14 protein-coding genes and 1 riboswitch are annotated in these 18450 nt (G+C 56.6%); of the genes, 7 read left to right on the forward strand and 7 right to left on the reverse strand.

Features of this window, described 5'->3' with window-relative positions; genetic code table 11:
• The gene (gene metH, locus OKX01_RS16220) at window positions 1–3774 is read right to left on the reverse strand and encodes a methionine synthase (protein WP_264672070.1); all 3774 of its coding nucleotides are present in this window, start codon (window positions 3772–3774) and stop codon (window positions 1–3) included.
• Window positions 3775–3917: 143 nt separating this feature from the next.
• A riboswitch (cobalamin riboswitch) is annotated at window positions 3918–4083 on the forward strand.
• Between the two features lie 69 nt (window positions 4084–4152).
• On the opposite strand from metH, the gene OKX01_RS16225 reads away from it, so the two are divergent.
• Both OKX01_RS16225 and OKX01_RS16230 read left to right on the forward strand, forming a co-directional pair.
• Window positions 4153–6018: a TonB-dependent receptor domain-containing protein gene (locus OKX01_RS16225; RefSeq protein WP_094197822.1), complete on the forward strand. Its 1866-nt coding sequence runs from the start codon at window positions 4153–4155 to the stop codon at window positions 6016–6018.
• 143 nt (window positions 6019–6161) lie between these two features.
• Complete coding sequence (locus OKX01_RS16230; protein ID WP_264672071.1) at window positions 6162–7172, forward strand: ABC transporter substrate-binding protein; 1011 nt, start codon at window positions 6162–6164, stop codon at window positions 7170–7172.
• Between the two features lie 18 nt (window positions 7173–7190).
• Here the strand turns inward: OKX01_RS16230 and OKX01_RS16235 are convergent, their stop codons facing one another.
• The 4 genes from OKX01_RS16235 to OKX01_RS16250 form a co-directional block, all read right to left on the reverse strand.
• The gene (locus OKX01_RS16235) at window positions 7191–9614 is read right to left on the reverse strand and encodes a TonB-dependent siderophore receptor (protein WP_264672072.1); all 2424 of its coding nucleotides are present in this window, start codon (window positions 9612–9614) and stop codon (window positions 7191–7193) included.
• A 63-nt stretch (window positions 9615–9677) separates the two neighbouring features.
• Window positions 9678–10655 (reverse strand): FecR family protein, encoded by a 978-nt coding sequence (locus OKX01_RS16240; protein ID WP_264672073.1) that lies wholly within the window; start codon window positions 10653–10655, stop codon window positions 9678–9680.
• A 5-nt stretch (window positions 10656–10660) separates the two neighbouring features.
• Window positions 10661–11173 carry a sigma-70 family RNA polymerase sigma factor gene (locus OKX01_RS16245; RefSeq protein WP_264672074.1) on the reverse strand — a complete coding sequence of 171 codons (513 nt, stop codon included), beginning with the start codon at window positions 11171–11173 and terminating at the stop codon, window positions 10661–10663.
• Between the two features lie 296 nt (window positions 11174–11469).
• Window positions 11470–11787, reverse strand: a complete 318-nt coding sequence (locus OKX01_RS16250) for a hypothetical protein (protein WP_094197826.1) — start codon at window positions 11785–11787, stop codon at window positions 11470–11472.
• Between the two features lie 489 nt (window positions 11788–12276).
• Between OKX01_RS16250 and OKX01_RS16255 the strand changes: the two genes are divergently transcribed.
• The 5 genes from OKX01_RS16255 (at window position 12277) to OKX01_RS16275 (ending at window position 16738) form a co-directional block, all read left to right on the forward strand.
• Window positions 12277–13083 (forward strand): thiazole synthase, encoded by an 807-nt coding sequence (locus OKX01_RS16255; protein WP_108728504.1) that lies wholly within the window; start codon window positions 12277–12279, stop codon window positions 13081–13083.
• A gap of 7 nt (window positions 13084–13090) precedes the next feature.
• Entirely contained in the window at window positions 13091–13909 is an 819-nt protein-coding gene (gene thiD / locus OKX01_RS16260) for a bifunctional hydroxymethylpyrimidine kinase/phosphomethylpyrimidine kinase (RefSeq protein WP_108728503.1), read from the forward strand.
• A gap of 40 nt (window positions 13910–13949) precedes the next feature.
• The gene (locus OKX01_RS16265) at window positions 13950–14645 is read left to right on the forward strand and encodes a 5'-methylthioadenosine/adenosylhomocysteine nucleosidase (RefSeq protein ID WP_094197828.1); all 696 of its coding nucleotides are present in this window, start codon (window positions 13950–13952) and stop codon (window positions 14643–14645) included.
• Window positions 14646–14719: 74 nt separating this feature from the next.
• Entirely contained in the window at window positions 14720–15400 is a 681-nt protein-coding gene (locus tag OKX01_RS16270; protein WP_264672075.1) for a protein-L-isoaspartate O-methyltransferase family protein, read from the forward strand.
• A gap of 15 nt (window positions 15401–15415) precedes the next feature.
• Entirely contained in the window at window positions 15416–16738 is a 1323-nt protein-coding gene (locus OKX01_RS16275) for a TolC family outer membrane protein (RefSeq protein WP_108728502.1), read from the forward strand.
• A gap of 268 nt (window positions 16739–17006) precedes the next feature.
• Here the strand turns inward: OKX01_RS16275 and rfaE2 are convergent, their stop codons facing one another.
• Complete coding sequence (gene rfaE2, locus OKX01_RS16280; protein ID WP_094197831.1) at window positions 17007–17489, reverse strand: D-glycero-beta-D-manno-heptose 1-phosphate adenylyltransferase; 483 nt, start codon at window positions 17487–17489, stop codon at window positions 17007–17009.
• Between the two features lies 1 nt (window position 17490).
• Window positions 17491–18360 carry a ferritin gene (locus OKX01_RS16285; protein WP_094197832.1) on the reverse strand — a complete coding sequence of 290 codons (870 nt, stop codon included), beginning with the start codon at window positions 18358–18360 and terminating at the stop codon, window positions 17491–17493.
• Window positions 18361–18450: the final 90 nt, after the last annotated feature.

The raw sequence follows: 18450 nt of genomic DNA on the forward strand, positions 1-18450 counted from the left end.
TCAGCCCAACACGCCCGACAGAGTGCGGCGTACGTCTTCTTCCGTGCGGCCACTGCGTTGGATGTAGTCTTGCAATTGGTCCTGGCCAATATTGCCCACGTTGAAGTACTTGGACTGCGGATGGCTGAAGTAGAAACCCGACACGCTGGACGCCGGAATCATGGCGTAGCTGTCGGTAATGAACATCTCGATGTCCTCACACTGCAAGACGCGGAACATATCATGCTTGACCACGTGTTCCGGGCAAGCCGGGTAACCGGGTGCAGGACGAATGCCCTGGTATTTCTCGTCGATCAGCTCTTCGTTGGACAGGCGCTCGTCGGTGACATAGCCCCACAAATCCGTGCGGACACGAGCATGCAGACATTCAGCAAAGCCTTCGGCAAAACGGTCACCCAGCGCCTTGATCATCAAGTCGGAGTAATCATCGCCAGCAGCCTGGAACCGCTCGGACAGTTTGTCCACGCCAATCCCGCCAGTCACCGCAAACATGCCGATGTAATCGGCCACGCCGCTTTCTTTAGGAGCGATGTAGTCAGCCAGACACTTGCTATCGACGCCTTCACGCTTGACGCCTTGCTGACGCAGGTTGCGCCAGGTGAACAGGACTTCACTGCGCGATTCGTCTGAATAGACCTCGATATCTTCACCATTGACGGTGTTGGCGGGGTAGAACGCAATCACGCCGTTTGCCGTCAACCAGCGACCCTCAATGACTTTCTTCAACATAGCCTGGCCTTCGGCAAACAGGGTCTTGGCCTGCTCGCCCACCACCTTGTCTTCCAGAATGGCCGGGTACTTGCCGAACAAGCTCCAGGTCTGGAAGAACGGCGTCCAGTCGATGAACTGGGCAATATCGGCCAAGTCGTAATTCTTGAAGGTACGGCGACCAATGAATTTGGGGCGTGGCGGCACGTAGGTGGTCCAGTCAATGACTGGCTTGTCTTGGCGCGCTTTTTCCAGCGAGATCAACGGTGTGGCTTTGCGATTGGCATGGCGCTGGCGCACTTGTTCGTACTCCTCGCGCACCTCGGCCAAAAACTCGTCCACGTTATCTGACACCAACTGAGTAGCCACACCCACGCAGCGGCTGGCGTCCGGCGTGTAGATAACCGGGCCGTCGTAATGCGGGGCAATCTTCACCGCCGTGTGTACACGACTGGTGGTCGCGCCACCAATCATCAGGGGGATGTTGCGCTCACGGAAGTACGGGTCGCGCTGCATCTCGGACGCGACGTAGGCCATTTCTTCCAGGCTGGGGGTGATCAAGCCGGACAGGCCCACAATATCGGCCTCCACTTCTTTGGCCTTGGCGAGAATCTCGGCACACGGCACCATCACGCCCATATTCACCACTTCAAAGTTATTGCACTGCATCACCACGGACACAATGTTCTTGCCGATGTCATGTACGTCACCTTTCACTGTGGCAATGACCATACGGCCTTTGGAACGCACATCACCGCCCGCAGCCTCAATCTGGCGTTTTTCTTCTTCGATGAAAGGAATCAAGTGGGCCACGGCCTGTTTCATCACACGCGCAGATTTCACCACCTGCGGCAGGAACATCTTGCCCTGACCGAACAGGTCACCCACCACATTCATGCCATCCATCAAGGGCCCTTCAATGACACTGATGGGGCGACCGCCCTGGGCATCGATCTTCTGACGAACTTCTTCTGTATCTTCCACGATGAAGCTGGTGATGCCATGCACCAAAGAGTGGATCAAACGCTGCTCAACCGTGGTTTCGCGCCAGCTCAGGTCTTCCTCTTTCTTGGCGCCCGAGCCTTTGACGCTCTCGGCCATTTCTACCAGGCGCTCGGTAGGGGTGCGTTCGTCAGCCGGATCGGTTTTGCCTTTGGGTTCGGCCCGGTTCAGGATCACGTCTTCAATCAGATCGCGCAGATGCGGTTCGATATCGGCATACACGCCCAACTGACCGGCATTCACGATGCCCATAGTCAGGCCTTCCTGAATGGCGTAGTACAGGAAGACGGTGTGAATGGCCTCGCGCATGGCTTCGTTGCCACGGAAGGAGAAACTGACGTTGGAAATACCGCCGGATAAGCGCGCGTGCGGCAGATTCTTGTGAATCCAGCTAACGCCGCGAATGAAGTCCAGACCGTAATTGGCGTGTTCATCCATCCCGGTTGCAACGGCAAAGACGTTGGGGTCGAAAATAATGTCCTCTGGCGGGAAACCAAGCTCATCCACCAGCAAGCGGTAAGCACGTTCGCAGATTTCCACCCGGCGCTCGTAGCTATCGGCCTGACCCTGCTCGTCAAACGCCATCACAACAATAGCGGCGCCGTATTTGCGGCACAAACGGGCATGCTCCAGGAAAGGCTCAATACCTTCCTTCATGGAAATCGAGTTCACGATGGCCTTGCCTTGCACACAGCGCAAACCGGTTTCGATCACGTCCCATTTGGAACTGTCGATCATGATGGGCACGCGGGCAATGTCCGGCTCGGAGGCAATCATGTTCAGGAAGCGGTGCATACAGGCTGCGGAGTCCAGCATGCCCTCGTCCATATTGATGTCGATAATCTGCGCGCCGTTCTCCACCTGCTGACGGGCCACCGACAAGGCTTCTTCATAATTTTCTTGCTGAATCAGGCGCAAGAAAGCCTTGCTGCCCGTGACGTTCGTCCGTTCGCCCACGTTCACAAACAGGGTATCTTCGTCAATATTCAGTGGCTCCAGACCCGACAAACGGGTTTTGACAGGAACCTCGGGGACAACGCGTGGAGGCAACTTGCGGCACAGCTCGGCAATGGCGGCAATGTGCTCGGGCGTCGTACCACAGCACCCACCGACCATATTCACCAAGCCAGCTTGCGTGAATTCCTGCAGCAGACTGGACGTATCGGCTGGCGTTTCATCAAAGCCGGTTTCTGCCATAGGGTTGGGCAAACCAGCGTTGGGGTAGACACACACATAGGTGTCACAAATCTTGGACAGCTCGGCCACGTAAGGACGCATCAAGGCGGCGCCCAAGGCACAGTTCAGGCCAATCGTAATGGGACGGGCATGACGCATGGCGTTCCAGAAGGCCTCTACCGTCTGACCGGACAAGATCCGGCCCGATGCATCGGTAACCGTGCCCGACACCATCACCGGCACGCGCTCACCACGCTCATCAAAGACCGTTTCCAGCGCAAAAACAGCCGCCTTGGCGTTCAGCGTGTCAAAAACGGTTTCGATCAGCAAAATATCGACGCCACCATCGAGCAAGGCACGAACCTGCTCGGTATAGGCTACGCGCAACTGGTCAAAGGTGACGTTACGAGCAGCCGGGTCATTCACATCCGGGGAAATAGAAGCCGTCTTGGGCTGCGGGCCCAAGGCACCGGCCACAAAGCGCGGCCATTCAGGTGTGCTGAAGGCATCACGTGCCTGACAGGCCAGTTGAGCCGAAGCCAGGTTCAGGTCATAGCTGATGCCCTGCAAATCGTAGTCACCCTGGGCCACATCGGTTGCACCAAAGGTATTGGTCGTAATTACATCGGCTCCGGCAGCCAGGTATTTCTCGTGAATTTCACGAATAATGTCGGGTCGCACCAGCGACAGCAATTCGTTATTGCCCTTCACATCCTTGTGGTGATCCGCAAAACGATCGCCCCGAAAATCAGCCTCACCCAATTTGTAACGCTGAATCATAGTGCCCATCGCACCGTCCAGAATCAGAATTTGCTGCCCCAAACGGTGCGCAAATTCAGCACCACGCGTATAGGCAGAGATCGGATAAGGCAAAGCAGGATAGGACACTAAAAAGCTCCGTAGCACGAAACGGGACGTTGACGGCATCTGACAGCAAGAGCCGCGAGAATGGTGGATTGGCGCCACAATTGTAGCGCCTTGTACGGCAAATCCACCCCAAACACTTAACCTTTGCGCCAGCGGCATGTAACATTTTCCGCTCGGAAAGAGGTGCTTTCCGGCCCATGCAGCCGTGGGCCTGGGAAAGTCAAATGGGAAACGTGAGCGGTTCCACCCCGGAACTGCCAAACGTGCTGCCCCCGCAACGGTACCTGCTACACGCAAAGCCCGACACCAGCCTGCTTCTCGAGCCTGAATTCATGGCCGTCCCACGGTGGGCGGCTTCGCTTACCGATGTGCGGGGACGCACATCCCACAGGAATCTCCATGACTCTACTGTCCATCCGACCTTTGATGGTCGCCCTGGCGGGCGCCCTGCCCTTCATCGCCACGGCCCAAACTGCCCCTGTCGCCAAGCTGGATCAAATTGTTGTTACCCCTAGCCGCATGGCTCAATCACTGAAAAACGTGGTGGGTGACGTGACGGTGATTGATCAGGAAACCTTGCAGAAAGCGGGTCAAAGCAGTGTGGCTGAGATTTTGCAGCGTCAGCCTGGGGTGGAGATTTACACCGAAGGGGGCCCTCAAACCGTTAGTGGGATCTATTTGCGTGGCACCAACCCACAACATACACGCGTCATGATCGACGGCATGCGCATCAACAGCTCCACCAGTGGTTCAGTGAACTGGCAAGCCATTGACCCCGCCCTGATCGAACGCATTGAAATTGTGCGTGGCGCAGGCAGCAGCCTGTATGGCTCGGATGCCATTGGTGGTGTGGTGAACATCATCACCAAAAAAGGCGGTGGCGACCGTGCCTTGAGCGCCTGGGGGAATATGGGCCTGGGCTCGCAAGACACCTTCAAAGCCAGCGCCGGTTTTTCGGGTGCCGCTCAAGGCTGGGACTACAGCCTGGCCTCCAGCTACGGCACCAGCGATGGATTCAGTGCTACTAATCCACTTGCGGGCATATACACGTATAACCCAGACAAGGACGGTTACACCCAACACGGCCTGACTGGATCCTTAGGCTACGAATGGGCACAAGGGCAACACCTGGGCCTGACCGCCATCAACAGCTACATAGACGGCCAGTTCGACAACGGGACGTCCACTTCTCGCCCCCCTAGCACGCAAACACGTCAGCAAACCTACGGTCTGACCAGCACCAACAAGCTGTCTGAGTTGTGGACCAGCCGCCTGAGCGCCTCGCTAAGCAAAGAAACAGTCGAAAACCGCGCTTTTGCCTCTCGCTATTCCACACTGCAACGCCAATACAGTTGGCAAAACAACCTGGCCTTTGCCCAAGGCCATACCCTGTCCTTGCTGGCCGAGCGTCTGGAAGAGCGCATGACGCACACCACCGTCCACAAGGATGACAAGCGCAACACCAATGCCTTTGCCCTGATCTACCGTGGCGATATCAATCAGCACCACCTGCAAGCCAGCGTGCGTAATGACAATATCAGCGGCTACGGCAATAAAGTGACGGGTGGCCTGGGCTATGACCTGGACATCACCAGCAACTGGACCGTAGGTGTGGCCGCCAATACTGGCTTTCGTGCCCCCACTTTTGCCGACCTCTACACCCCCTACGAGGCATATATGGTCGGTAGTTTTTCGGGTAACCCCAACCTCAAACCCGAAAAATCCCGCAACGTCGAAGGCCATATCCGCTACACGGATGAAACCACTGAACTGGGTCTGGTGGTCTACCAGAACCGAATCAGCGACATGATCAATACCTACGCTTGTGATGCCAATTCAAACTGCACGACGACAAACACCGAAAAAGCACGTATCACGGGTGTGACCTTGACGGCCATGAAGCAACTGGGCAACACCACGCTGAGCGCCAGTGCCGACTTCACCAACCCCAAAGATAGGAACACCGACAAGCAGTTGGTGCGCCGCGCCAAGCAAAACTACAAGGTGGCGGTTGATCACAAGTTTGGTGACCTGAAAGCCGGTGCTGAGTACCTGTTCGCCTCCCATCGTTATGAAGATGCGAAAAATGAACAGCGTCTGGGCAGCTACGGACTGTTGAACCTGACCGCCAGCTACCCGCTGACCTCCAGCCTGGAAGCCCAACTGCGCTGGAACAATGTGTTCGACAAGGACTACACCCTGGCCCGTCGTGGCTATAACAACGCCGGCTCCAGCGTGTTCCTGAACTTTGCCTGGCGCATGTAAGCAGTAAAATCAGCTTTGCTTGATTCTGGCGCGGCTCTTGGGCCGCGCCATTGACTTAAAGGCGCATGATGCCCCCTTTGCCTACGACTTATCGTCTTCAACACCCGAAGCGCTCTGTCTGGAGCGGATTGGAGCGATGGGGATTGCTTTGCCTGCTCGCCCTGCTTTTAGGATTGCCCATCCTGACGCAAGCGCAGGGACAAGACCCGTTGCAGTCACAGGCGCAAATTCAAGCACAGCCCGAAGCACAGACACAGACACAGACACAGACACAGACACAGACCAGCACAAAGCAAAGCACTCAAGAAGTACAGAGCCAGCAGCAAGATAAAAAAGCACAAAACGCCGCAGCCGAACAAGACGCCCCCCCCACAACAACTGTCGCTTCAGCCCGTGCGATTAGCCTTGCTCCCCACATTACCGAGATCCTGTTTGCCGCCGGTGCTCAAGACCACTTGATCGCCGTAGACAGTTCCAGTGACTACCCCCCTGCCGCCAAGGATCTACCCCGCGTTGGGGACGCCTTGCGCGTGAACCCCGAACGGCTGCTGGAACTAAAACCCGATCAAGTCTGGGCTTGGCAAGCCAACCAGATCGGGCCTGAATTACAGCGCCAGCTACAGCAAACCCATATCAGCCTGATCTTTGCCGCCCCTGAAAAACTGGACGACATTCCCGCCTTTGTCCGTCTGGCAGGAGACAGCCTGGATACAGCCGATGTCGCCGTTCCCATCGCTGCTTTGCTGGACAATCAGATTGCCGCCCTGCGCCATAACAGCCGCCTGGGCGAGACCGTCAGCGTGTTTCTGGAAATCGGTTCCGAGCCTTTATATACCTTGGCACGCGATCCTTTGATTCAGGATGTGCTGAACACCTGCAAGGCACAGAACATCTATGCCCACCATGCTGCCGTCGCCCCCACCATCAGTCTGGAAGACGTGCTGCACAAGCGCCCGCAGGTGGTCATCATGGCCTACCGTGATCCGGCCCAATTGCGCGCCCGCCATCTGTTCTGGGAAAAACATCTGGGGCTAAGCCCCCACGCCTTGCTGAACCTGAACCCGGATGCGCTGTACCGCCCCGGCCCCAGGCTGATAGAGGCCACTCGCGAGCTGTGCGAGCAACTGGATCGCTATCGAGCCCAGGTATCCTGAACGGCTTTCTACTCCAGCCTAGAACTGATACTTCACTGCCAGCATCATGTTGCGCGGCTCGCCCCAGGTATACGTGCTGTACCAGGAGAACATAGAGTAATAGCGCTTGTCGAACAGGTTATTGACGGTAAAGGTGGCCGACAAATTCTTGTTGAAGCGATACCGCGCCATCGCATCCACCAGCCAATAGCCCGCAACGGTATGCTGAACCTTACCCGGCGATCCGGGTCGGCTGACATCACCCCAGGTTTTGCTTTGCCAACGGGCACCGCCCCCCAAGGTCAGGCCATTCAGGTCACCCTCCAAATCGTACGTGGTATAGATGTTGAACTGATGCTCGGGCGACAAGGTAGACACTTTATCGCCATCCTGGCGCGATAGCTTGTAAGCGTAACCCGCATGCATTTGCCATTGCGGCGTCAACTGGCCAGCCACTTCCAGCTCTACGCCATGCGTGCGCACACCTTGAGTCGCCTCATACGCGATGCCTCCCGATGGCGTGCGCCCCCCCGTTTCCTTGCCGAAGTTATCCTGACGCAGTTGGAAATAAGCCAGGCTGGACGTCAAACGCCCCCCCATGAATTCGCCTTTGAGACCGACCTCGTAGTTATCGCCACGCAAGGGGTCCAGAGTACGGCCTCCCTCGTCTTGCAGGCTCTGAGGCTGGAAAATGTTGGTGTAACTGGCATAGACGGAGAAATTATCGTTCAGGTCATACACAGCCCCAAAGTAAGGCACCCATATGCCTGTCTCACGCATCTCAAGCTTGTTGTAGTTGGCGTAGCGTGTACCCAGTAGCAACTTCAAATCATCGCGCAGGTTCAGACGTGTGCTGACATATAGACCATTTTCGCGTGTCACTTCACGGTCGTCGCCCAGGTGCTGCCAGTTCATGCGCGGCCAGCGACCATCCCATTCGTAGTAATTCGAGACATCGGCATTGCTGTTTTCACCGTAAGACGTGTTAGTCCAGCGACGGCGCGATACACCTGCGCCAACCACCAGTTCATGCTCACGGCCGAACAGCTCAAAAGGACCAGTCGCATAAAAGTCAGCCGTATTGGAGACTGTCTTGCCCACGTAGCGTCCAGACCATAGGGAAGTACCTTTGCCGGTTAAAGGATCGGGATTGCCAGCCGCTACCGAAGCCAGCTCAGAGTCATAACCATTGATCAAGCGATTGAGCTGCACCTTGGCCATCCAACCGTTGTCGAATTCGTGCTCCAAGGTGGCAAAGGCCGAACGGGTGTACTGGTTCCAGCGACTCCAGCGCGTACCGTTATTAAAAGAACGGTCCATCTCGTTGAAGTTGCCCTGCGCGTCATAAATCGGTATGCCCCCCCAGGTTGATCCTTTGGGATCGTTGTCCTGCAAATCAGCACCCAGGGTCAAACGGGTATCCGGTGTCAGGTCGGCTTCAACAATGCCGTACAACACCAAAGTCTGACGTTGGTAGTGGTCCAGATGGCTTTTCTTGTCCTGATAGGCGCCGACCAGACGGCCCCGTAAAGAACCTGACTCGTTCAAAGGGCCGGAGAAATCGGCTTCACCACGGTAATTACTCCAAGTGCCCAAGCCCGCACTGGCATACCCCTGAAACTCGCGCGTCGGCTTTTTGCGAATCATATTGATCGTCGCGCCTGGGGTTCCACTGCCAGTGAGCAAACCGGAGGCGCCTTTCAATACCTCCACACGATCGTAAATCGCTGTGTCCGTGAGCGAATGGCCAGCCGAGTACGGTGAATCGCGCAAGGTGGGGATGCCGTCATATTGAAAGTTCTGAACACCAAAACCGCGTGCTTCGTAAGCGGTACGCTCACTGTCATAAGTAATGATGCTAAGGCCAGGAGTATGACGCACTACGTCATCGATACTGGTCAGGTTAAAGTCGTCCATCTGCTTGCGTGTAGTCACGCTGATGGCCTGCGGCGTCTGGCGTGGTGTCAAGCGCAAACGGGTTGCCGTGGCAATTGTGCCCGCCGCATACGTGCCTGAACCTTCGGTGATGTCGCCCAGCGCATTGCGGCGTACTTCAATACTGGCCAAAGACTGCACACCGGCGCCGTCAGCCAAGGTGTCACTATCAGGCAGGGCAATCAAGACATAGCCCTGATCACGGCTTTGAACCTGAAACGGCTGCCCGGCCAGCAAGGCAGCAAAGCCGCCCTGCACAGAATACTGCCCTTGCAAACGCGGTGCGCGCAGACCTTGCAGTCGGGAAGAATCCATCACCAGCGCCACCCCGGCCTGTTGAGCAAACTGGCTCAAGCGGCTAGCCAGATCCCCGGCTTCCAGCGCATAAGCTTGGGTCGTCTGGGCCGAGGCCGGTGCCATATTCAGCATCAAGGCCCCTACAAAAGCCAGACCCAGCAAGCGGCGGCAGACATTGGGCATGAACGACGTTTTCACAAGCGCCAAAGGCGGCGCATTCTTCGGGACCATGAAATCTCTCCTTCTTTGGCAAGGTCTATCTGTTAAAGACGCACGAGCCCAAAAAAGCGGCAATCAAGGCCTGAAATTAATCGTCAATCCTTCGTTTGGCGTGTTTTGCACCTGCAATCGGGGATACAAATTCTTCAACAACGCCAAGGCCGACAAGGGTTTGTCAGCAGGCAAGACAGCACTAACCGTCAAGCCATCCATGCCATGCGGATTGATCTGTGTTTTGCCGGCATACTGGCGGGTGATCTGCTCCAGAGCCTGCGTCAAAGGCACATGCTCCAGAAGCAGTTGCCGCTGGTCCCACGTGCGTATGACACTGTTCACATCCGTCTGGCGGTTTACCCCCAGGCCTTGCGCATTGATCTGCACCTGATCGCCCGGCCCCAGTTCGCGAGCCGCTTGTGGGCCTTGGGTACGCGGATACGCCAGAACCCGAGAGGACAGCACGGTCAGCAAGGTGCCTTGAGGCTGCTCCTGCACGATAAATTCAGTGCCCAAGGCTTGCGAGACGGCCTGGCTGCTCAAGACCCGCAACGGTCGATCCGGCTGCTTGGCCACCACCACACGAACCTGCCCTTCCAACAGCTCAATATCCCGGTACTGCTTGCTATATAAAATCTTGACTTGCGATGCCCCAGCCAGCTCCAGACGAGTGCCATCCTCCAGCACCACACTGCGCCATTGTCCAGCGGCGGTAAGGACAGACTGATTGGACCAAGGCAATACAAAGGCCAGAATCGGCAAGATAAGCACCACGGCCCAGAGCAGGAGCATCGTGCCCTGACGCCAATCGCGCAAAAGCTTGGGCCGCGCTGACAATCCTGCATCCAGCGCACTGCGCCCAGGAGGGGTATTAGCCTGTACGGCCAGTTTTCTTACCCTGCACAGCACCGCCTCCATAGCCGCAGCCGCTGCTTCATGACGCGGGTCCAGCACGCGCCAGGCCATGAACTCGGCCTGGGCCTGTTCGGTAAATTGTTCGGGATCGGACAAGAGCACAACCCATTGGGCGGCTTGTCGCTCTATTTCCTCGTTGGACATGGGGCTCAAGCTGGAATCAAGGTCTGAACATGAAGCAAAGCCTGCACCAGATCATTGCGCACGGTGCGCTCACTGACACCCAAGCGCTTGGCCACCGTGAATTGCGTTTCCCCGTCCAGATAGCAGCTCAGGAACACCATGCGAGCCCGCGCGGGTAATTCATCCAGAGCCTGGGCCAACAAGGCCAGCACTTCCAGCGTGTGGGCGCACTGCTCGGCCGAGGGTGCTTGCGCCCCTTGGGCCAAGGTCGCCTCCAAGGCCTCCAGATAAGCTTGTTCGACAGCCATGCGTCGGCTGCGATCAATTAGCAGCCTTCTGGCCGTGGTCGCCAGAAACGCACGGGGGTGGCGTAAATGATGAACGGCACAGGGGGCCAGCAGCAAACGCACAAACGTGTCCTGAACCAGATCTTCTGCCGTAAAGCTGCAATGCAGACGCGCGCGCAACCACCGCAACAACCAGCTACGGTGATCCTGATAGAAATCTCCCATCCCGATGGGTGCTGACGGATAGTCCATAGACCCTGAATGTTCTAATCAATAATCATTCTCATTCCAAAATTATGACATGAAAAGACAAGGATTCTGACGGCGAAGGCCGCAAGCGTCGTCTGGCCACGACAGATCACCACTAAAACAGCTAACCACCCTGCAAGGGTCATCTAAAAAAAACGGAGAGCGGATGCGGGCCGAAATCAAGAAAACGGACATAGCCCAAAAGGCCACGCCCGCCCAAGGGTCAACACAGAGAAGCTTGCAGCGGCGCGGATCACTCCCCAAACTTCAGGGGCATCTACGACGCTGCAAAACAACCCTTACATCACAAAGGACGGCAGGGTCAGCACAGCGTGAGTGGGTTGGCAGCGCAAGCCTTCCACATCGTTCAGACGGGCTTTGGCACGACGGGACAGATGCTTGAGGACCTGGCTGCGCTCTACAGCAGGCAGTGTGGACAGTGCGTTTTCAATGGTGCGACCGGACAGGTCGTTAAGAGCATAGGCAAACTCGCGCGCACCGTGGGTTTGCAGCAGCTCCAGCAGGTAGCCCTGGCGCTGGCGGGATGCAGCCAGGCGCAGAGCGTCTTGCAGCGCATTATTGTGTGGAGTAGAACGGAACAGGTTGAGGCGGAACATAGCATTCTCCTTCGGACACGAGGGCCCAGAAAGAGTGCTCACCTCATCAGAGGGGCCCGCTTTGTGGTCCAGCGTCCAATTGACTGGTCATTAAGAAGGTTTGCCCTTTACAGGAACAAAGCCATATAGAAGGATCAGGGTCCATTTACTTTTAAACGTGAGTAGTTAAAAAAAGGGCAACGGTTTTTGCACCAACGATATTTTCGCACCTGACCCAAGGCTTGTCTGTCAGGCATTGGCACACTTTCCATCACCTTGTGGACATCAAATTTATACTTAGGGATATGTGATTTTGCAGGGCACCCACAAGCCCCCGACTGAAGAGGCTTTACTGCCTGCTGCTCACGCGCCCTTCCCCCCGAACACCAGCAAGCTTATATAAGGGTTTTCCTGCGAGTACCGGCCAAATGGATTATTCTTGCAGTGTTTGCCCAGCAAAAATCACTTATCTCTCCGTCACCAAAGACGGATGCGCAACAAAGCACCACCATGACCCAAACAGTGAACAACGACCCCTTTATCCTGGCCGGAACCAGCTACCAATCCAGGCTGTTGGTAGGCACCGGTAAATACAAAGATTTTGATGAAACTCGTCTGGCTATTGAAGCCAGCGGCGCTGACATTGTGACCGTGGCCATTCGCCGCACCAATATCGGCCAGAACGCCAACGAGCCCAATCTGCTCGATTACCTGCCCCCTTCCAAATACACCCTGCTGCCCAACACTGCGGGTTGCTACACCGCCGATGACGCCGTGCGGACCTTGCGTCTGGCCCGCGAACTGCTGGACGGTCACAAGCTGGTCAAACTGGAAGTGCTGGGCGACTCCGGCAATCTGTTCCCCAATATGCCCGAAACCCTGAAAGCCGCCAAAACCCTGGTGGATGAAGGTTTTGATGTGATGGTGTATTGCGCTGATGATCCTATCCAGGCCCGTATGCTGGAAGATATTGGCTGTGTGGCCATCATGCCTTTGGCCTCCCTGATCGGTTCGGGCATGGGCATTATCAACCCCTGGAACTTGCGCCTGATCATCGATCAGAGCAAGGTGCCGGTGCTGGTGGATGCCGGTGTCGGTACGGCCTCGGATGCCGCTATTGCCATGGAGCTGGGCTGTGATGGTGTCCTGATGAACACCGCCATTGCCGGTGCCCGTCAGCCTGTAATGATGGCCAGTGCCATGAACCTGGCAGTACAAGCCGGTCGCCAGGCGTATCTGGCTGGCCGTGTACCCCGCAAATACTACGATGCCGACCCCAGCTCCCCTACCGAAGGGCTGATTCACTCCCGTACCTGATCGAGACATGATTCCCAATACGCTGACCATTGCCGGAGTTGACCCCTCCGGCGGCGCCGGTATTCTGGCTGATGTCAAAGCCATGAGCGCCCTGGGTGCTTATGCCACCGCTGTCATTGCCGCTTTGACGGCACAAAATACCCAAGGGGTCACCGGCATCAGCCCCGTTCCTGCCGACTTTGTGCGCCAGCAGATTGATACGCTGTTTGCCGACGTGCGCATTGATGGCGTCAAGATAGGCATGTTGGGCCAGGAGGCTGTCACCACCGTGGTGGCCGAACGCATGGCTCACTTCAAACCCAAGCATCTGGTGCTGGACCCGGTGATGATCGCCAAAAGCGGCGACCATTTGCTGGAAAAGTCGGCTGTCCATGCCTTGCGCGAGCAACTGGTGCCCCAGTGCACCATGATCACGCCCAATCTGCCCGAAGCCGGTGTTCTGCTGGACGCCCGCCCGGTAGAAACCGTCAAGGAAATGCGTCAGGCCGCCGAGCGCCTGCGTCGCCTGATGAGTCACAGCGATCAGCGCTGGGTATTCCTGAAAGGGGGCCACCTGCCCGGTTCGGACTGCATAGACCTGCTGCACGATGGCGACAAGATGATCGAAATGCCCGCCAAGCGTATTGATACGGCCAATACACACGGTACCGGCTGTACCTTGTCAGCTGCGCTAGCCGCCCTGCTGCCCCAATACAGCAATGTGCCTGACGCCGCCCTGGCTGCCAAAAAGTACTTGTACGAAGCCATTGCCCGCTCGGGTGAACTAACCGTGGGCAACGGACACGGTCCGGTGCATCACTTCCATAAACTGTGGCCATCTTCCTGATACGTGCCGTTTGATCGGGTCGCTTGAAGGCCCCTGTCTTATGCCTACACTTGGAATTATTGTCGCCATGCGCGAAGAGCTGGAGATTGTGCTGGAACGCTTGCAAGAGCCCCAGACCCTCCAGCGTGCCGGCATGGACTTTCATCGCGGCAGCTATCTGGGTAAACCTGTGGTGGCCGTAGTCTGCGGCGTGGGCAAGGTCAATGCCGCCGCTTGCACCCAGATGCTGATCTCGGAATTTGCCGTGGGCAGCATCATCAATATCGGTATTGCCGGTGCGGTTGAGCCCAGCATCCGGCCAGGCGACATCGTCATTGCCGATACGCTGGTCCAGCACGATGTGGAGCTCAAAGCCCTGGGTCTGGCGCCAGGACAGGTTTTCCGTCTGGATACCTTTGATTTTCCGACAGACCCCGCCTTACTGGCCATTGCCCAAACTGCCGCCCAACAAATTGAAGGGCATCAGGTCCACACGGGCCGAATTGTTACCGGCGACCAATTTATCGCATGTAACGATAAAATACAGTGGTTAAGCGCCACCTTTAATGCCTTAGCCTGCGAAATGGAAAGTGGCGCCATTGCCCAGGTGTGCTATCTGAATACCGTGCCTTTTGTCTGCATACGCAGCATTTCAGACAATGCCAACAACGACGCACACATGGACTTTGACACCTTCTTGCCCATTGCCGTCAACAACGCCAGCACCTTGCTTCACGCGATGGTGCCGTCCTGCTAAGCCCGACTGCGCCTCTTTATCGATGCGCTGGCTTATAATCGGCTCTTTGCCAAGCCTTTAGTTTTCTGGAAGCTATGAACCATATTGCGCTGTCTGAACTCGAACGTGCCCGTTACTACATGGTGGAACAACAGATCCGTCCCTGGAACGTATCCGACGAAAACGTGCTGCAAGCATTGGTCGAGGTCCAGCGCGAACGCTTTGTTCCCTCGTCTTTGCGCTCTTCGGCCTTTTCGGACACCGAACTGCCACTGGTCATCAATGCCGTGGACACGCACGAGACCATGCTCTCGCCCAAAGTGGAAGCCCGTCTAGCTCAAGAGCTGCTTTTGCAGTCTAGCGACGGTGTGCTGGAAATTGGTACCGGCTCGGGCTATCAGGCCGCTTTGCTGGCTCACCTGTCCCAACAAGTCACCTCCGTCGAAATTGACAGCAAACTGGCCGCTTTTGCCCAGGAAAACCTGCAGCGCAACAATGTACGCAACGTCAAGGTTGAAGTGGGCGATGCACATGCCGGCTGGGGCACCACCGAGTACGACGCCATTTTGGTCACAGGCTCCGTGCCCACCATTCCTGATGCCTTGAAGTACCAGCTCTGTATCGGGGGCCGTCTGGTGGTGGTGGTCGGTCAAAACCCGGTCATGACAGCCGTGCGTATTACTCGCACCAGCGCCGCCAGCTTCGATACCACACCGCTGTTCGACACCTGGATCAAACCTTTGCGCGGCACGGCCGTTTCACAATTCCGCTTTTAAGTGCCTATGCGGTTCATGACTTCCTTGCGCCTGACGCTGCTCTGCCTGCTTGCCTTAAGCAGCACGGCCCAGTCGCAAGATCTGCTGCAAGCCTGGAATCAGGCCCTGGCTCGTGAACCGCAATTTGGCGCGGCTCAGGCGGCACATCAAGCCGACCAAGAACAAGTGCCACAGAGTCGGGCTCAATTGTTGCCACAGATCAGCGCCATCGGCACAGCCGAACTGCAAGAGCGCCGCCAAACCAGCAAGCTGTCCAATCAACACTCCAGCGACCGAGCCGCCTGGGCACTCACACTGAGCCAACCGGTTTACAACCGCAACGCCTGGGCTCGTTACGAACGCGCTCAGCTATTGGCGCAGGGTGCCGATATTCAACTGGCGCTGGATCGACAAGACTTGATGCTACGCGTCAGCCAACGCTATTTTGATGTGCTGGCAGCACAAGATGCGCTATCTACCTTGAAAGCCCAGCAAGCTGCCATTGACGAGCAATTGCGCGCCGCTGACCAGAATTTTCAACTGGGCGGCACCACGATTACCGATACCTACGAAGCCAAATCGCGTCTGGATCTGACACGAGCTAGCGTCTTGCAAGCGGAAAATGCCCTGCAAGTGGCTCAGGACAAGCTGGCGGCGCTGACGCTGGAGCGTTATGAAACACTGGCTCGCCTACGTGAGCCTTTGCGTCTGCCCGCCCCACAACCTGCAAATCTACAAGACTGGTTGGATCAGTCCAGCCAATCCGGTTTAAGTGTGGCACTGGCCGATATCAAGGCACGTGCCGCCCAAGAGCAGTTGAAAAGCACCCAGGCCCTGCACGAACCTACCCTGGCCTTGAAAGCCCAGACCGGCAGCGGCAGCGACCAGACCCTGTTTGGCCAAGCTGGCGGTGGCCCACGTTCTCTGAACAGCGCCGTCGGTCTGGAGCTAAGTATCCCCATTTTCCGAGGCGGCGAAACCAGCTCTCAAGTCCGTGAACAAAGCTCGCGCCTGCAACAGGCCCGCTACGATCACCAGTTCGCCATTGAGCAATCCATCCAGCAGACGCGCCAGTACTTCTCCGGCGTCACCTCGGGTCTGGTCCGTGTGCAGGCACTGGAAGCGGCCACCAAGTCCAGCCAAGACGCTCTGGAGGCCAACAAGCTGGCTTACGAGGTCGGTGTGCGTGTGAATATCGATGTGCTCAATGCCCAGCAGCAACTTTACGAAGCACAGCGCAGTCTGGCCCAAGCCCGTTATGACGTTCTGATGAACAGCCTACGCTTGAAAGCAGCCAGCGGCACGCTGAGCGAAAACGACCTGCGGGCCGTGAACGATCTGCTACAACCGGCGTCCTGAAGCGACCCAGGCAAGACTGCAGCAAAGCCCTCCCATTGAATCCTTGAGATTCTGAAAGCCCGAGATATACACGTCGCGCTCTTTGCTCACAGCAGCAATGTCAGATCCATCAGCAGCGCCATCCAAATGCAAACGAAACAACGCCAAGCCCTGCGCGGACAACTTCAGTGCTCATGTCCTTGTCTTTGTGTACAAGACACGATGCCTGGATCAAACAGACAAAAAAATCCCGGACTATGCCGGGATTCAATCCTTCAATACCGCTTGTTTAGTCACGCAGCTTTTTAACCAGGGCCGTGGTCGAGCGCTGAAACTCAAAAGGAATGGCGACCGCATCGCCTCCCCAGCTACGCACTAAAGCCGTTTCTGGCAAGGCTTCCATATCGTAGTCACCGCCCTTGACGATCAGGTCCGGGCGCAGTGCCGCGATCAAGGCTTCGGGTGTGTCTTCGTCAAACAAGACCACCGCATCCACACAAGCCAGCGCAGCCAGCAAAGCGGCACGATCCTGTTCAGGGTTGATGGGGCGCTCCGGCCCCTTGTTCAAACGTCGCACCGAGGCGTCAGTATTCACACCGACAATCAGCGAGGCACCCAGTTGGGCAGCCTCGTCCAGGTAGCTGACATGTCCACGGTGCAGGATATCAAACACACCGTTGGTAAAGACCAGCGGGCGCGCCAGGCGCCCCTGTTCCATAGCCTCACGCAAGGCATCCAGACCTAGCACCTTAGCCTCGAAACGTACGCTCATATCAAGCCTGAACCAGAGTCGAGTCCGAGCCGACCTGGCGTGCCAGATCCTTGCGGTAGCGGTTCAACTCCTGCACGGTTTCAAAGGAGCTACCCATCAACAGCGACATATTGTGCAAGATGCGCGAGCTAACCTTGTGCTCCCATTCCTTGTCGAAGCGAATCTGCGTATCCAGCCAGGTTTCCAGCCAACCGGGCGATGGCAGCTTGGACTGCACCGTATCATCCGGGAACATGGCTTTGTTCACATGCAAGTTGGTGGGGTGCAACGCTTGAGCGGTACGATGCGCCGAGGCCATCAGAACACCGATCTTGGAGAAAGCCAGACGGGCTTGCAGGCCAAATTCCTGACCCTTATGCACCAGAGCACGCTTCATGTAGCGCAGGTAAGCACCGGCGTGACGGGCCTCGTCCTGAGCCACAATCTTGTAGATGGCCTTGATCACAGGCTCAGTGTGCCAGTCGGCGGCACGACGGTACCAGTGATTCAGGCGCACTTCGCCGCAAAAGTGCAGCATCAGCGTTTCCATGGCTGGGGCCGGATCAAAGTCAAAGCGCACTTTATGCAGCTCTTCTTCGGTGGGCATCAGCTCGGGGCGGAAACGGCGCAGGTATTCGATCAAAACCAGCGAGTGCTTTTGTTCCTCGAAGAACCACACGGACATAAAGGCGCAAAAGTCGCTGTCATCTTTATTGTCACGCAGGAACATTTCGGTAGCAGGCAAGGCAGCCCACTCGGTAATGGCGTTCATTTTGATGGTGTAGGCCTGCTCGTCTGTGAGCTTGCTGCCATCAAAGTCATCCCACGGTATGTCATGCGCGAAATTCCAGCGCACCGCTTCCATGGATTTAAATAAGTCATGGTAAAGCATAACGATTCCTAAAAAGAATCAAGCGGTTCCTTGAGGGCGGCCATTTACCGTCCGGAAGGCGCCGGAAAGCGCCAGCTTAACAATCAGCTG

It is taken from the genome of Alcaligenes sp. SMD-FA (assembly GCF_025960365.1).
GTDB classification, from domain to species: Bacteria; Pseudomonadota; Gammaproteobacteria; order Burkholderiales; family Burkholderiaceae_B; genus Alcaligenes; species Alcaligenes aquatilis.

Excerpts from the sequence above, each read along its gene's own strand:
- OKX01_RS16225 (WP_094197822.1), top strand. The coding sequence starts at position 4,153 with ATGACTCTACTGTCCATCCGACCTTTGATGGTCGCCCTGGCGGGCGCC.
- OKX01_RS16235 (WP_264672072.1), bottom strand. The coding sequence starts at position 9,614 with ATGGTCCCGAAGAATGCGCCGCCTTTGGCGCTTGTGAAAACGTCGTTC.
- OKX01_RS16240 (WP_264672073.1), bottom strand. The coding sequence starts at position 10,655 with ATGTCCAACGAGGAAATAGAGCGACAAGCCGCCCAATGGGTTGTGCTC.
- OKX01_RS16245 (WP_264672074.1), bottom strand. The coding sequence starts at position 11,173 with ATGGACTATCCGTCAGCACCCATCGGGATGGGAGATTTCTATCAGGAT.
- OKX01_RS16250 (WP_094197826.1), bottom strand. The coding sequence starts at position 11,787 with ATGTTCCGCCTCAACCTGTTCCGTTCTACTCCACACAATAATGCGCTG.
- OKX01_RS16255 (WP_108728504.1), top strand. The coding sequence starts at position 12,277 with ATGACCCAAACAGTGAACAACGACCCCTTTATCCTGGCCGGAACCAGC.
- thiD (WP_108728503.1), top strand. The coding sequence starts at position 13,091 with ATGATTCCCAATACGCTGACCATTGCCGGAGTTGACCCCTCCGGCGGC.
- OKX01_RS16265 (WP_094197828.1), top strand. The coding sequence starts at position 13,950 with ATGCCTACACTTGGAATTATTGTCGCCATGCGCGAAGAGCTGGAGATT.
- OKX01_RS16270 (WP_264672075.1), top strand. The coding sequence starts at position 14,720 with ATGAACCATATTGCGCTGTCTGAACTCGAACGTGCCCGTTACTACATG.
- OKX01_RS16275 (WP_108728502.1), top strand. The coding sequence starts at position 15,416 with ATGACTTCCTTGCGCCTGACGCTGCTCTGCCTGCTTGCCTTAAGCAGC.
- rfaE2 (WP_094197831.1), bottom strand. The coding sequence starts at position 17,489 with ATGAGCGTACGTTTCGAGGCTAAGGTGCTAGGTCTGGATGCCTTGCGT.
- OKX01_RS16285 (WP_094197832.1), bottom strand. The coding sequence starts at position 18,360 with ATGCTTTACCATGACTTATTTAAATCCATGGAAGCGGTGCGCTGGAAT.